This window comes from Rhizomicrobium electricum (genome assembly GCF_011762045.1).
GTDB classification, from domain to species: Bacteria; Pseudomonadota; Alphaproteobacteria; order Micropepsales; family Micropepsaceae; genus Rhizomicrobium; species Rhizomicrobium electricum.
On record NZ_JAASQS010000011.1, the window covers coordinates 62084 to 76349 of the forward strand.

The 14266-nt window shown below is 61.9% G+C and carries 18 protein-coding genes; 9 read left to right on the top strand and 9 right to left on the bottom strand.

From position 1 onward, the window contains the following. Positions 1 to 472 precede the first annotated feature (472 nt). Together FHS84_RS19775 and FHS84_RS19780 are read left to right on the top strand one after the other, a co-directional pair. A complete protein-coding gene (locus FHS84_RS19775) occupies positions 473 to 1378 on the top strand; it encodes a hypothetical protein (protein ID WP_166937270.1) in 906 nt (301 codons plus the stop codon). Between the two features lie 270 nt (positions 1379 to 1648). Further along, complete coding sequence (locus tag FHS84_RS19780) at positions 1649 to 2188, top strand: hypothetical protein (RefSeq protein ID WP_166937271.1); 540 nt, start codon at positions 1649 to 1651, stop codon at positions 2186 to 2188. Between the two features lie 378 nt (positions 2189 to 2566). Here the strand turns inward: FHS84_RS19780 and FHS84_RS19785 are convergent, their stop codons facing one another. Further along, entirely contained in the window at positions 2567 to 3202 is a 636-nt protein-coding gene (locus FHS84_RS19785; RefSeq protein ID WP_166937272.1) for a S24 family peptidase, read from the bottom strand. Between the two features lie 188 nt (positions 3203 to 3390). Here FHS84_RS19785 and FHS84_RS19790 point away from each other — a divergent pair, with 188 nt between their 5' ends. The 4 genes from FHS84_RS19790 to FHS84_RS19805 all read left to right on the top strand — a co-directional run bounded on the left by FHS84_RS19790 (position 3391) and on the right by FHS84_RS19805 (position 6343). Continuing rightward, the gene (locus tag FHS84_RS19790) at positions 3391 to 4452 is read left to right on the top strand and encodes a quinone-dependent dihydroorotate dehydrogenase (protein WP_208393986.1); all 1062 of its coding nucleotides are present in this window, start codon (positions 3391 to 3393) and stop codon (positions 4450 to 4452) included. Between the two features lie 145 nt (positions 4453 to 4597). Then, positions 4598 to 4996, top strand: a complete 399-nt coding sequence (locus FHS84_RS19795; protein WP_166937273.1) for a hypothetical protein — start codon at positions 4598 to 4600, stop codon at positions 4994 to 4996. Positions 4997 to 5036: 40 nt separating this feature from the next. Next, positions 5037 to 5429, top strand: coding sequence for a DoxX family protein (locus tag FHS84_RS19800; RefSeq protein ID WP_166937274.1), 393 nt, complete (start codon positions 5037 to 5039; stop codon positions 5427 to 5429). Between the two features lie 239 nt (positions 5430 to 5668). Beyond that, positions 5669 to 6343, top strand: coding sequence for a TetR/AcrR family transcriptional regulator (locus FHS84_RS19805; protein WP_208393987.1), 675 nt, complete (start codon positions 5669 to 5671; stop codon positions 6341 to 6343). A 217-nt stretch (positions 6344 to 6560) separates the two neighbouring features. Here FHS84_RS19805 and leuB read toward each other — a convergent pair whose 3' ends face one another. Then, on the bottom strand, positions 6561 to 7667 hold the full coding sequence (leuB, locus tag FHS84_RS19810; protein WP_166937276.1) for a 3-isopropylmalate dehydrogenase: 1107 nt from the start codon (positions 7665 to 7667) through the stop codon (positions 6561 to 6563). Positions 7668 to 7761: 94 nt separating this feature from the next. Next, positions 7762 to 8367: a 3-isopropylmalate dehydratase small subunit gene (leuD, locus tag FHS84_RS19815; RefSeq protein WP_166937277.1), complete on the bottom strand. Its 606-nt coding sequence runs from the start codon at positions 8365 to 8367 to the stop codon at positions 7762 to 7764. Positions 8368 to 8552: 185 nt separating this feature from the next. Between leuD and FHS84_RS19820 the strand changes: the two genes are divergently transcribed. The 3 genes from FHS84_RS19820 to FHS84_RS19830 all read left to right on the top strand — a co-directional run bounded on the left by FHS84_RS19820 (position 8553) and on the right by FHS84_RS19830 (position 10393). Further along, positions 8553 to 9569: a glycoside hydrolase family 62 protein gene (locus tag FHS84_RS19820; RefSeq protein WP_208393988.1), complete on the top strand. Its 1017-nt coding sequence runs from the start codon at positions 8553 to 8555 to the stop codon at positions 9567 to 9569. A gap of 29 nt (positions 9570 to 9598) precedes the next feature. Continuing rightward, entirely contained in the window at positions 9599 to 9991 is a 393-nt protein-coding gene (locus FHS84_RS19825) for a DUF3795 domain-containing protein (RefSeq protein ID WP_166937278.1), read from the top strand. Positions 9992 to 10081: 90 nt separating this feature from the next. After that, the gene (locus tag FHS84_RS19830; protein ID WP_166937279.1) at positions 10082 to 10393 is read left to right on the top strand and encodes a hypothetical protein; all 312 of its coding nucleotides are present in this window, start codon (positions 10082 to 10084) and stop codon (positions 10391 to 10393) included. Between the two features lie 81 nt (positions 10394 to 10474). On the opposite strand, the gene FHS84_RS19835 is transcribed toward FHS84_RS19830, so the two are convergent. The 6 genes from FHS84_RS19835 to FHS84_RS19855 form a co-directional block, all read right to left on the bottom strand. Then, positions 10475 to 11185: a hypothetical protein gene (locus FHS84_RS19835; RefSeq protein WP_166937280.1), complete on the bottom strand. Its 711-nt coding sequence runs from the start codon at positions 11183 to 11185 to the stop codon at positions 10475 to 10477. 63 nt (positions 11186 to 11248) lie between these two features. Further along, positions 11249 to 12088 carry an ion channel gene (locus FHS84_RS19840; RefSeq protein WP_208393989.1) on the bottom strand — a complete coding sequence of 280 codons (840 nt, stop codon included), beginning with the start codon at positions 12086 to 12088 and terminating at the stop codon, positions 11249 to 11251. A gap of 34 nt (positions 12089 to 12122) precedes the next feature. Then, entirely contained in the window at positions 12123 to 12461 is a 339-nt protein-coding gene (locus FHS84_RS19845) for a gamma-butyrobetaine hydroxylase family protein (RefSeq protein WP_166937282.1), read from the bottom strand. Further along, positions 12458 to 12649, bottom strand: coding sequence for a Trm112 family protein (locus tag FHS84_RS21630; RefSeq protein WP_208393990.1), 192 nt, complete (start codon positions 12647 to 12649; stop codon positions 12458 to 12460). Before FHS84_RS21630 ends, FHS84_RS19845 begins: the two co-directional genes overlap by 4 nt. A gap of 6 nt (positions 12650 to 12655) precedes the next feature. Further along, positions 12656 to 13309 (bottom strand): LON peptidase substrate-binding domain-containing protein, encoded by a 654-nt coding sequence (locus FHS84_RS19850; protein WP_208393991.1) that lies wholly within the window; start codon positions 13307 to 13309, stop codon positions 12656 to 12658. 4 nt (positions 13310 to 13313) lie between these two features. Continuing rightward, positions 13314 to 14246, bottom strand: coding sequence for a thioredoxin family protein (locus FHS84_RS19855; RefSeq protein WP_166937283.1), 933 nt, complete (start codon positions 14244 to 14246; stop codon positions 13314 to 13316). Positions 14247 to 14266 lie beyond the last annotated feature (20 nt).

Sequence of the window (14266 nt, forward strand, 5' to 3'; positions counted from 1 at the left end):
CCTGAATTCAAATCGCCAAAATCGGGGTTAAGTGGCGATCGTGCCACGACAATCGCCTTGCTGCTTGGCGCCACGAAATAGCCCGTTTGGAGAGCGGAGAAGGGCGGGCGTCCTGAATCGAAATCGAATGGCTCTAAACTTTGGACGCGCATCGCGGCGCGCCAACGCAAGAACCGTAAGCACCGCGTCCAGAATCGAAATCGAATCGTTCCAAACTCCGTGCAAACGCAACTGCGTTGCAGTCTATCCAGCGCGGTCAAACACCTGTTGTTGAGGTAGGTGCGAACGGCGCCGTTTCAAGATGTGGAATGTCGGATTTTCTCGAAGGGCGAGCTTGGGTGTTTATCCGGTCGTTCGAGCTAGGGGGAAGATGCGCCATTACCGGTCATAGGTAATCCGGCCTATTATGCTTGAAGTACCGGGCGCAAGACCGTTTGAGAGGCGTGATCACTACACTGCTAGGAATGGGGGGATGATGCGCTGGGGTATTGTATTTGCTGTTGGGCTCGCAGTCGCATTGGGAGCGTGGATCGCTGTTCAATACAATTGGGTTCCGCCTTTCGTGGCCGTGTGGGACGCCCGCGCTCTCCAGGAGTTCAGGCTGGCAGCGGGAGCAATCGCAATAATTAGCGGGGCCGGCATTAGTAGTCAGACGCCCTGGCAACGCCTGCCGCGGTGGCTGCGATTCGTTCCGGTAAATGTCGGTGTTTTTGTTCCGCTCCTCATGTTTCTTGGAACAGCAGATCTATCGCCTGCTGTGCCATTCGCCGATGCGACAGGGATTTTGTTGGTGTACGCCGGTTTCGGGGTTGGCATGGCGGCTGTCATAGGCGTGTCCTCGGGCTTTGGGAAACCCTCGCCGGAAGAAGATACTGCGGTGCAACGATCGCCAAAAAAAGTGACGCGGTACTTGTTCTTAGCACTAGTTGCGACTTGTGTTATTGGCGCAGTCGTTCTTCTGACGCCTCGCGCGAGAGACGACATCAAGCTTGAGCCATTCGAGACATTGAAACACGCTGATACTCAATTGACTGTGGGCGTGAGCAAGGGGGCTTGGCAGGACGATGCATTTGGAGTGATCAGAATTGTTGACCAAGGCAAGACGAATAGCATGGTATTGGAAGCGTCCGAATGGAACTCCCTTGTCGTGGCGTGCAACAAGGCGAAACCGACGCCATCCGCGGCGTGGACCCTTGCCGCTGTCGTAGCCGACACAACGCCGTCGGACCCAGCTCGTATGGAGCTTTGGGCTGGTCCCAGTGTACGTTTGATCATCAAGTCTCCGCATGGCCCAACGGTCAGGTTTCAACTCGCGCCGAACGAGTTTGAGCAATTCGGACTGTCGCTGACGCGGGTTCAGCAGAAAGTACACAGCTGACGCCCCGCCATTGCGATTGGCGACGGCTCGCGTCGCCGGGAATGGCAACTATCGGCGCATCTCGGAAGTAGCCGGGGCGCTGGCAATGTCCGGGTTCGGGTGGAGTGTTGCCGTCCGCGTCATCTGCGAATGGAAACGGCAAGTTTGGAGCGGACTCCGCACCTTCGAGCTGCTTCCGAGATGCGCCAGAACCTGCCGCTCCTCATTGCCACTTGAGCGCAGCGCGTTGTTCGCTCTCGGTGTATGCTAACCTCATTAAGGGAGGGGGGTATGACGAAGCTTCTGTTGCGGTGCGCTTCGGTTGCGGTCGCCATCGGAATGGTTTGTGTTCTTTCCACAGTCCAGGGGGCCACACCTAAAGGAAACGGAGGGGCGACAGTTGCGAAAAGTGCCATTGACGACGATGTCGTGATCGCCAAGGCATTTTTGACGGCCCTCCTGTCTAGAGACGAGCGCACCCTTCGCTCCTTTGGTGCGGCTTTTTTCGAAGGCGGCAAATTGGATAAGGAAACGAACGATTTCCTGTACAAGGCTGATCCGAAACACAAGAAGCGTTCAATCGCCCAAATCGCCGCCGATGGAGACTTGGAGATCGTTCTTGTCCGTCAAAGAGCAGGCATCGTGACCGTCATCTATGTTCCGAAGCAGTACCGGGCCGGTGCCATGAAAATGTCCTTCCTTGAACAGGAATGGATGAACAAGTATTTCGCCTGCGAATTCGACACGACAAAGCCTCACTGGGTGCTTCACTACAACTTCTGCTTCTCTGAGACGGATGGTCCCTACCCGGCTGAGGGCGGCGGCGGATAGGGTTCGCGAACGGCGACTTTTGGCGGATTGTGTTGAAAAACTATTTTGGGCCCGTTTTTGCGCAACTTCGATTCAGCGCATGCGGTTAATACGCATCATAGATTCAATCATGATGCAGCGCCGATTCTGGAATTGCGTTACAGCCGTCCGCGAACGAGTTTTTCAACACAATCGGCGCATATATGACTTTCCTTGGCTGCCGGTAAATGTCCGCGTTCTGGCGTTGCGCGGACGTCGCCGTCTACAAATTATCTGGCATTCCGCCGAGCAAGCGTCAGCGCAGCGACCGGGTGGGCGCGTAGACGGATTCGGTGCTGACGGGCTTGCTCGGCGCGACGCTCGCAAGCTCGCACTGCACGCCGGGGATGACAGCCGAGTTTACTGGCTCGCCCAAATGATCCGATGGATGAAGGCGATTTCGCTTAAGGCGAAGCTGCGGTCCTCGTAGGCCGGGTTGAGCGATTTGAGGTCGATGCGCTGGGCGGTGAGGCGCGAGAGTTGTTTGGCCAGCACTTCGCCGGCCAGCGTCTTCACCACCACGCGGTCGCCGCGGCGCGGTGGAGCGGCGGGGGAGACGATGATGCGGTCGCCGTCGCGATAGACCGGCAGCATGGAATCGCCGGTCACCTCGAGCGCATAGGCGCGTTCGTCGCCGACATCGGGGAACGGGATTTCGTCCCAGCCGCTTCCGGCCGGAAAGCCGGCGTCGTCGAAGAAGCCGCGGCTGCCGGCCTGGGCCATGCCGACCAGCGGCACCAGCCGCATCGGGCCGCGATTGCCGATTTCGCCGCCGACCAGGGCGACGAACTCGTCGAGGCTGGCGCCGGTGGCGGCCAGGATCTTCGAGATGCTCTCGGTCGAAGGCCAGCGCAGCTTGCCGTTCGGCATGCCGCGTTTGGATTTGTTGAAGGTGGTGGGATCGAGCCCCGCCTGCTTGGCCAGCCCCGATGCGGACAGCTTGTTCTTCGCCGCCAGCGCGTCGATGGCATTCCAGATTTGTTTGTGCGTCAGCATGCGAAATCCCTTGGACAGTTCCTAGATGGGCCAAAACGCAGCTTGCGCAAGAGCGCGGCCGTGGTCGATTAAGCAAAGTCGGCGAACGCCGGCCACCGGTATAAGAAGTTCGTCCCTCTGTTGGTTAATCTTCCTATACACGGTCGCTTAATAGGAATTACCACTTTACGGCGCAAGGAGTCCAGGGGATGTCCATCATCGATTGGGGAATGGATATTGCTGTTGCCGCCATACGCCTCCTGCCGCCGGAACCGGCGCATCACCTAACGGTCGAACTGATGGCGCGGTTCGGGTTTTTCCTGCCCGGACCGGCCAAGGACGATCCCCGCCTCAAGGTGTCGGTGCTGGGGCTCGATTTCCCCAATCCGCTGGGGGTGGCGGCCGGCTTCGACAAGGACTGCCGGGCTTACAAAGGTATGCTCAAGCTGGGTCTGGGCCATGTCGAGAGCGGCACCGTGACTCCGCTGCCCCAGCCGGGCAATCCGCAGCCGCGCATGTACCGCCTGCCCGAGGACGGGGCGATCATCAACCGGATGGGCTTCAACAATCGGGGCATCGACGCCGCCGCGGCGCGTCTGGCCCGCCGCAAGGCCGGACGCGGGATCGTCGCCATCAATATCGGCGCCAACAAAACCTCGACCGACCGCATCGCCGACTACCGCAAGGGTTTCGAGAAACTGGCGCCGCTCGCCGATTTCGTCGTCGCCAATGTGTCCTCGCCCAACACGCCCGGCCTGCGCGGCCTGCAGGGCAAGGACGAGCTGACCGCCCTCCTGGCGACCCTGGTGGAGGCGCGCGGCGCCGCAAAGAAGCCGATCCTCTTGAAGATCGCGCCCGATCTCGACGCCCACGCGCTCGACGACATCGCGGCCGTGGTACTGGCCAGCGGTATCGACGGCATGGTCGTCACCAACACCACCGTCGACCGTCCGGCGACGCTGAAAAGCCGTTACGCGGCCGAGAGCGGCGGATTGTCGGGCAAGCCGCTGATGGAGCCGTCGACGCGCGTGCTCGCCGAGGTGCGCCGGCGGGTGGGCAAAAAGCTGGTGCTGATCGGGGTCGGCGGCGTCACCACCGGCGAGGACGCCTATCGCAAGATCCGCGCTGGCGCGAGCCTGGTGCAGCTCTACACGGCGATGGTTTACCAAGGCGGCAGCCTGGTCCCCAAGATCAAGCGCGATCTCCTCAAATGCCTCGAACGCGACGGCTTCGCCTCGGTTGCCGAGGCGGTCGGCAAGGACGTCGATTAAGCCGGCGCCCAATCGTTCGGCGCATTGCCGTTTCGCTGGGCATGCCCGGTCGTTCCGGCGCGCGAAAATCCCCGAAACCAGGGCTTTTCCTGCGGAATAGTTCGTGCAGGACGACTCCCGGAAAACGTCGCGGGGGATGACGGCGATGGGGTGGGGTGCAGTGTGGCAGGCGGCGTGGACCCAGTTCGGCGCCGAGCCGGTCGAGGTCCGGCTGCTCATCCTGGTGGCGGCGGCGTTCTTCGCGCTAATGATCCTGATCGGTCTCAGCCACGCCTTCCGTCCCGCAGCCCCCAAGGTCCTCGCACCTCTCAACGTTGCCGAGCCGCCGCCGCTCGCTCGCGCCTTAACCACACCGCCGTCGCTGGAGCCGGCATCGAAGCCGCTGCCGCAACCGTTCCGCCTGCGGATGCTCGCGCTGCGTGCAGCGCAAAAGTCGGCGGCGCGTACGATCAACCGCCAGCGTCCGCCGCGCCCGCGAATCCGCCGCGCCGCAAGACCGGCCGAAATCGACGCGCCCACTTCGCCGCTGCCTCCGCGCCCCTGAAAATCTGCTATAGTCCTTGCCCTCTGGGGTGGGGGTTATCATGGCGGAAGATTTCGGCCGGCTGCTGCTGCGTCTTGGCGTTGGCGGCTTGATGCTGTTTCACGGCGTGCACACGCTGCTCAATGGGCTTGATCCGGTGAAGACGATGCTCGAGGCGCACAAGCTCCCCGACGTGCTCGCCTACGTGGTCTATTTCGGCGAGATCGTCGGGCCGCTGCTGGTGATCGTCGGGCTGTTTGCGCGGGTCGGCGCGTTCCTGATTGCGGTCGAACTGGCGGCGCTGGTGGCTCTGGGCGGCGTGGCCCAGATGATCGCGATCACGCCCGACGGCGGCTACGCGCTCGAGGTCGAAGCGCTCTATCTGGCGGGCGCTCTGGCGATCCTTTTGCTCGGTCCCGGCAAGCTCGCGATCGCCAAAGGCCGCTACCAGTAGGGGATTCGGAAAAATTTTTTCGCACCCGCGATGGCTGTATGCGCCCGAATTGCACTTGAGAATGATAGCTATGTGCTTTTCAACAAAGCAAGAATTGGCCTGAGAGGCCGATATTTCCCGACGTTTTGCTGCCGGAAAGTTCCCTCCAAACCTGCCGCCGCGGAAATTGACGAGGAGTCGTCACAGGTTAAAGTGCGACATTATGGACAGGAGGGACCGGTCCGATGGATAGCGCACCGATGAGAAATGATCTGCCCCGTGCCGCCGCTGCCGGCAAGCGAGAGCAGACCAAGGTTTTGAATCGCCAACTCATTTTGAATGCCGCCCGGCAGGTTTTCGCCGAGCTCGGCTATGGCGCCGCCACTGTGCGCGACATTATCCGGGCGACGCCGCTGGCGTCGGGAACTTTCTATAATTACTTCAAGTCGAAAGAAGAGGTCTATCAGGCCATTCGCGACGAAGTCGCACTCGCGATCCGCCCGCGCCTGCATGACGAACGGATGAAAGCTTCCACAGTGGAGGAGTTCATCTCCTGCACCTTCCGCACCTTCTTCGAATATGTCGCCGACGACCGGATGAACTTCCGTACCATCCGCCACGCGGCCGACAACACGCGCGTCCGCATGGACACGCCCGAAGTGATCGCCGGTTTCGAGGAGTTGCGCGAAGACATCGAGCGCGCCATTTCCAAGAATCTGTTCCCGCCGGTCGATCCCGATCTGTTGATGGCCGCGATCGTCGGCGTCGCCTTCGAGGTCTCCGAGCGCATGCTGAAGACCTCTCCGCACGATCCCAAGGCCGCCGCCGACTTCGCCACCGCGCTGTTCCTCGGCGGCGTGCGCGCGCTGCCCGAGATGCAGCATCACGAGGAAAGCGGCGAGAGCAACGGCGAACTCAAATCGGATGCGGCGTAGGCCGTCTTTCCTCCCCCGCGGAGCACAGCTCTCGAACTCACGCAACAGTGAGATAGCGGGGGAGGTGGATCGACGCGTAGCGGCGAGACGGAGGGGGCAGACGACGGCGGGTTCGCATTCCCCCCACCGTCGCTTTCAGCGACACCTCCCCCGCTATTTCGAAACCGTATGGCTCGTAGTGCGAAGCACCGCGGGGGAGGAAAGACGCAGTAGCGCGTTATCCGTTCAGCTTATCCAGCGCCTTGAGGATCGCGTCGGTCATGCCTTTGGTGCCGACCTTGGTCATGCCGGGCTGCATGATGTCGCCGGTGCGATAGCCTTCGGCCAGCACACGTTCCACCGCCTTGTCGATCAGCACCGCGTCGTCGACGCGGCCGAACGTGTATTTGAGGCACATGCCGAACGAGAGGATGGTCGCGATCGGATTGGCGAGGTCCTTGCCGGCGATGTCGGGCGCCGAGCCGTGGATCGGTTCGTAGAAGCCCGGCAGACGGCCGTCGGGCAGCCGCGCCCCCAGCGACGCCGACGGCAGCATGCCGATCGAGCCGGTGAGCTGGGCCGCTTCGTCCGACAGGATATCGCCGAACAGGTTGTCGGTGAGGATGACGTCGAGGGTCTTCGGCGCCCGCACCAGCTGCATGGCGCAGTTGTCGGCGAGGACGTCGACCAGTTCGACATCGGAAAACTCGGCCGCATGCACGCGATGCACCGTCTCGCGCCACAGCACGCCGGTCACCATCACGTTCGACTTCTCGACCGAGGCGACCTTGTTGCCGCGCAGCCGGGCGAGTTCGAAGGCGACGCGCGCGATCCGCTCGATTTCGTGGGCATAATAGATTTGCGTGTCGACGGCGCGCTTTTCGCCGGTCGAAAGCGTTACGAGTTCCTTCGGTTGGCCGAAATAGACGCCGCCGGTGAGTTCGCGCACGATCAGGATATCGAGGCCCGCCACGATTTCCGGCTTCAGCGTCGAGGCATCCTTCAGCGCATCGAAGCACAGGGCCGGGCGAAGGTTCGCGAACAGCTTCATGTCGCCGCGCAGGCGCAAGAGGCCGCGTTCCGGCTTCTTGTCGAACGGCAGCTTGTCCCATTGCGGACCGCCGACGGCGCCGAACAGCACCGCATCCGAGGCCAGGGCCTTCGCCATCATCGCATCGGTGGCGGGCTCGCCGTACGTCTCGTAGGAAATGCCGCCGACCAGGTCCTCTTCCGTCGTGTAGTCGAAGCCGCGGTTCTTGCCGAACCAGCCGAGCACGCGCTTCTGCGCGTCCATGATTTCGGGGCCGATGCCGTCGCCGGGCAGGATGAGAAGCTTATAGGTCATGTTTTATCCCCGTTTGGGAAAAGGAATTTGCACGCGGAGACGCGGAGGCAATGGCGGCACGGTATCTCCGCGCCTCCGCGTCTCCGCGTGAAACCTAGATCCACGGCGCCGAGAGTTTGCGCGCGTCTTCGTAGGAGGAAATCTTCTTTTCCTGGTGCAGCGTGAGGCCGATATCGTCCCAGCCGTTGAGCAGGCACTGGCGGCGGAAGGGATCGACGTCGAACTTGATCATGCCGCCGTCGGGGCCGGTGATTTCCTGCTTCTCGAGGTCCACCGCCACGATCGAATTGGCGCCGCGCGAGGCGTCGTCCAAGAGCTTGTCGATCTCGGCTTGCGGCAGGGCGATCGGCAGAATGCCGTTCTTGAAACAGTTGTTGTAGAAGATGTCGGCAAACGAGGGCGCGATCACGCAGCGGATGCCGAAATCGAGCAGCGCCCAGGGCGCGTGCTCTCTGGACGAGCCGCAGCCGAAGTTGGCGCCTGCAATGAGGATCTTCGCGTTCCGGTAGGCCGGCTTGTTGAGCACGAAGTCCGGATTTTCGCTGCCGTCGGGCAGGGTCCGCATCTCGTGGAACAGCGCTTTGCCGAGGCCGGTGCGCTTGATGGTCTTCAGGAATTGCTTGGGGATGATCATGTCGGTGTCGACGTTGATCATCGGCAGGGGCGCGGCGACGCCCGAGAGGGTTTTGAAAGCTTCCATGGCGGCCGCGTTTTAGCGGTTCGGCCGAAGCTCTACAAGTCAAACATAACAAGCATTTGGCTGGAAACGACACAAACGTGCGCCGGAATGGCGGGAAGGGCCAGCGCGGTTGTGCCCTATGGTTCCGCAGGCACGGGCCAGTAAGGTCTTTCTAGAATTGTCAGACAAGAGAATGGGATACCCCGATGGCCAGCCAATGGATGAGAATGTTGCCGGTTGCTGCCGTGCTGGCGCTCGTATCGAGCGCCGCCTGTGCCGAGGATGCCGCGTTCCGGTGGACGTCGTCGGAGCCGGTGATGCTGCCGTCCGCCGACGGCACCTATTCCGTTAAGGATCCCTCCGTGGTGTTCGCCAGCGGCCGCTACCATGTCTTCTTCACCACCGCCGACGCCAAAGGCTGGCACATCGCCACCAAGAGCTTTACCGATTGGTCGAAGGCGAACGAAGCGTCGATTACCCTGCTCGACCGTTCCGGAGTCGGCCCCGGTTATCGCGCCGCGCCGCAGGTCTACTACTTCGCACCGCAAAAGCTGTGGTACCTGATCTTCCAGGGCGGCGATCCGTTCTATTCGACGACTGCGAACATCGACGACCCATTGTCGTGGAGTGCGCCCAAGCCGTTCTTCACGGCGACGCCGGAGGTGATCAAGGCCCACCACGGCGGCTGGCTCGATTTCTGGAATATTTGCGACGACAAAAAGTGCTACCTGTTCCACACCGGCGACGACGGCCTGTTCTACCGGTCGGAAACCGCGATCGACCGTTTTCCCAACGACTTCGGCAACACCACCGTCGTGATGGAAGAAGATCGTGCCGATCTGTTCGAAGCGAGCATGACGTACAAGATCGCCGGCACCGGTCACTACATCACCATGATTGAGGCGATGGGTCCGAAAGGGCGGTATTTCCGCGCCTGGACGGCCGACCGTCTCGACGGCGACTGGAAGCTTCTGACCAACGATTTCGCCGGCGCCGGCAATGTCGCGTTCGACGGCAAGCCGTGGTCCGAAGGCGTTTCGCATGGCGAGTTGATCCGCACCGGCATCGATCAGACCATGACGGTCGATTTCTGCAAGCCGCTGCAGTTTCTCTATCAGGGCTTGCCGCCCGGTTCCGGCGGCGATTATATCAAGCTGCCGTATCGCCTCGGTCTTCTCACCGCAACGACGCAGCCTCACTTGGGCGGTTGTGGCAAGAAGTAGCGTCGATGGCGGGCCGCGGAGGCATTGCCATGCCCGTATTCAAGACCACCGATATCGCGCCTTGTGGCCTCAACTGCGGCCGGTGTCACGGCCGGTTTCGCAAGGGCAATCCGTGTCCCGGTTGCCGGTCCAAGACGGCTGCGGCGGCCCACCTCGCTCTGTGCTCGATGCGCAACTGCACCAAGCGCAAACAGGTGCTGTGCGGCGGCTGCGGCGCATTTCCCTGTGCCCGGCTAAAAAACATCGACAAGCGCTACCGCACCAAATACGCCACCCAGCCGATCGACAATCTTCTCTTCATCAAGGCGAACGGCCTCAGGCGCTTCGTCGCCAAGGAAGAAGCCGAGCACGTCAGGGGCGGTTGCATCCGCTGCATGCACGGCGGCAAGTTTTTTCCGATCCCGCCGCGCCGCAAGGTGTGACTGGCCCCGCCGGCTATTGGCCCTGGACGGGATAGCGCCTTTTCGGGGGGCGGTACGCTATGCTGGTTTGCGGACGAAAGGACTTGCGGCATGACCAAAGATGAATTGAGCGCCTGGGCTGAGGCGAACGGCTGGCAAATGTCGGGCGAACATCTCAGCCTGATGAAGCCGCGCGCGTTCGACACACCGATCGTCCGCCTGGTGTTGAAGGCCACGGTGGCGAGCCTGGAAATCAGGAAGCCGAACGGGAAGTGGGAAAAAGTCGCCGGCGCGAGCTATTCCAAGATCGTCCCCGATCCTACCAGCGGCGTTCCCGGAGGCCTCGGCCTCGACACCATCAACGGCCTTTCAAGCCTGATGGCCGACAACAAAGACCGCCTCGTGTTCGCGAAGTTCAAGTGAAACCTTACTGATACGTCGTTCCGTCCGGCCCACCCGCGCCACTCGGTCCAATCAACAGCGGACACCCCCTAAGAAGCCTGTTCACCTCGCTGGTTTCACTTTGCGCAGCACTGCGATGGGGTGCTTGCGGTCCGTCGCGCAGCCAGCACGAGTATCGTCGCAAACGGCATTGTAGAGAAACAGTTGGTTGGCGCGGCGGGCGAAGCCATAGATTTTCCAGGCGTCAGGCTTGGAAGCATCGCGGTCAACGAACTCATCGCCATCCTCGAACACCATGTCGGTGTAGATTTCATAGTGGAATGTCCGGTCGGAAAAGCGCGCTTTGCCGTCGCGGTCGAACATGTAGGTTCGTCCCCGTGAATCCGCATACGCACCGACAAGCAGTTTTTCCATCAGGAAGGTCTGTTCATCGCCGATATAGCGATAATCCAGCACCGGTCCATCTCCGTCCTTGAAACGGAACCGAACCGTATCTAGTGGGATTAGCGTCTTCTTATGGAATTCGGCCACGTCGACTTGGATCGAGGGCTTCTGGACATTGAACACAGCCTCGTCGCCTTCATGCCAGTTGTAGCCGAGAGATAGTACCAATCCACGGCCGTCGCGAGAAACCCGAATAGCCTGCGGTGCCGATCCGCGCCACGCCTGATATGCCTTGTGATGTGATTTGGTCTTCTCCAGCACCGTGAGATAGATCTCGCTCAGGTAATCGCCATCACGCGGGACTATGTCACCGGCCTTTGCTGCGACGAATACCAGCGCCACTGCCAATGCCAGCGAAATCGACTTCATTGCGGCCCCCTCTTCGCCATGATCGGTCCGTGATCATACTGCCACTGCGGACGGGCGGAAACCTTACTGATCCGTCGACAGGTCCGGCACGGCGTTGTGGAACCGCGTCAGGTCGACCACGCGCCGGCCTTTGGCATTGAACGACAGGATATCGACGAAGCGGTGCCGCCACAGGATCTGGTGCGGCTTGTAGGAATGGCGGGCGAAGATCGTATCGGCGAGCGTTTCGTCGGTGCCCGACAACAGAACGATCAACTCGGCCTGCATGGCGCTGAGGCTTTCGGGCGTCTGATTGTGGAACGGGCTTTCCTCGTCGACCTTGTGCATCACGGTCCAGGAGAGTGCGAACAAGGGCGAGCGCGGGCGCATCAGTTTCAGTTCGCAGAAGCGGCGCATGACGAGGCCTTCGCGCGTCGTCTGCTGAAAGGCGAAATTGACCGTGATGTTGGCATCGAGGATCTGGTTGCCGCGCTGGTTGGCGGCGCGGAACATCAGCGTCGGGGCGCCGTCGAAATCGGTGATGACGGCGATGCGGCTGAACAACACTCGCGCATAGGGGCGCGAAAAACGCGAGAACACCACGCCGGTGATGACCGCGAGGTTCAGGATGCCGAAGAACGCCTCGGCCACCACGACGATGTTGGCGTAGATGCTTTTCGGGACCATCACGCTGTAGTTGATCGAGCCGATGGTCTGGACGCTGAACAGGAAGGCGTCCCAGAAATTGCCCGGCCGCGCATGCTCGATGCCGTTGGGATCGGCCATGTAGGCGAACGCGAACACGACGTTGATCGAGAAGAAGAACAGCGCCACGCCGAGGAAGAACACGCTCCACGGCACCGTCAGGATGAAATGATAGAAGTCGGTCCAGCGCGACAAATCCTGGCCGATGATGACGGCCATGCGCCGCCGCCGCGACCGGATCCGGGGTGCACGCTTAGACATCGCGCCCGTGCGCAATGAGATAGGCCAGCCAGCGCGAATCCAGTTCGCGGCCGAGTTCGTTGAGATAGTCCCAGGCGTAAAGGCCGGTATCGTGGCCGTCGTCGAACACGATCCGCACCGCGTAATTGCCCACCGGCTCGATCGCAGCGATCGTCACGTTCTGTTTGCCTTCGACGGTCTTCTTTTCCTCCGGCCGGTGACCTTGCACTTCGGCGCTGGGGGATTCGACGCGCAGATATTCGGCCGGCAGGGCGAAGCGGTCGCCGCCGTCGAACGTCACCGTCAGCGTGCGCTTGTCGGGCGAAAGCCGGATTTCGGTCGGCCACGTCATCGTTTGGTTCGTTCCTCTTCCGAAAGCTCGCGCGCTTCGTCGGGCCGCATGATCGGGATGCCGCTGCGGATGGGATAGGCGAGGCCCGCCGCCTTGCTGACGAGTTCCTGCCGTTCGCGGTCGTAGACCAGCGTCGTCTTGGTGATCGGGCAGACCAGCACGTCGAGGAGTTTCGGATCGGGTTCCATGCGGGTTCAGTTGAGCGACACCGGCCCTTGCGGTCCGGCATTGGCCATTTCCAGAAGCGCGATCAGGGTGTCGACGCGTTCGGGCCAGCTTGGCGCTTCGAGCAGCGCCTGCTTTTCCGCCGGCTCGAACGGGCACAGCATGGCGAGCGCGTTGATGAGGGTTTCCGGCGGTGCGCTCATCACGCTTTTCCAGTCGGCCTTGAGATCGCGGCGGGAGAGATAATCCTTCAAGGCGACCAGCAGCCGGTCGCGCGGGAAATCGGCCTCGTCCGGTTCGGTCAGGTCGTCGGCATAGGGCGTGAAGTCGGGGATGATGCGCCGGTAGGGCGTGTCGGTCTTCAGCTCCTCGGCCACCCGGAAGCGGCAGATGCCGGTGAGGGTGATGAGATAGCGCCCGTCCTCGCTCTCGCGGAAGCCGGTGATCCGCCCGATGCAGCCGATGGCCGCCAGCGTCGGCTTCAACGCCTGTTCCTCGTTCTGGGTCGGCTGGATCATCGCGATCAGCCGGTCGCCCGCCAGCGCCGCATCGACCAGCGCCAGGTAGCGCGGCTCGAACACGTTGAGCGGCAACTGTCCGCGCGGCAAGAGCAGGACACCCGACAGCGGAAAGACGTTCAGGATTGTCGGCAGATCGTCGAGCGTGTTGTAGGTCCCAGCCATGGCGTCACGAGAATAAGATGGACGACAGCTTGCGCCTTGCGGCGATGGTGCGGTCGTCGGTTGGCCCCATTGCGTCGAACAACGTCACCAGTTGCTTGCGCGCCGCTTCCTCGTTCCATTTGCGGTCGCGGCGGACGATATCGAGGAGCTGTTCGATCGCCCCGTCGCGGTCGCCGGCGCCTTCCAGCGCCAAAGCGAGATCATAACGCGCCTGATGATCGTTGGGATTGGCGGCGAGCTTGGCTTCGAGTTCGCCAGTCTTGCCGACGGCGGCCGCCGCCGTCTCGCGCAGCGTAAGCTCGGCCGTCACCGCCCGCACCGCCTCGTCGTTGGCGTGCTCGGGGCTGACGAGGGCCAGCGTCTGCTTGGTGCGCTCGATATCGCCGCCCTTCAGGTAGCAGCGGGCGAGGCCCGCCACCGCTTTGGGATTGCCCGGTTCGTCCTGCAGCACATGGGCATAGGCCTGCGCCGCCTGGCCGATATCGCCGGCCTCGAAGGCCTGATCGGCGATGGTGAGCACTTCGGCCGCATGGTCGTGGCCGCCGGCGCCGCCCGCCAGGCCTTGGACGAACTTCTTGATCTGCGCTTCGGGCAGCACTTCGGCGAAGCCGTCGACCGGCTGTCCGTTCTGGAAGACATAGACGGTCGGAATCGCCTGAATCCGGAGCTGCCGGGCGATCTCGATATTCTCGTCGACATTGACCTTCACCAGCTTGACGGCGCCGTTGGCCGCCGCAACGGCCGCTTCCAGGTGCTTGTCCTGTTCTTTGCTCTGGGGCGAGCGCGGCGACCAGAAATCGACGATGACCGGCACCTCGCGGCTGGCTTCCAGCACGTCGGCGGCGAAGGTGGCGATCGAGGCTTCCTTAATGTAGGGGCTGGCCGAGCCGTCCTTGCCGTCTTGCTTGGGAGTGCCGCCGGAACCGAATAAGACCATGGTCAAGAACCCTGAATTGC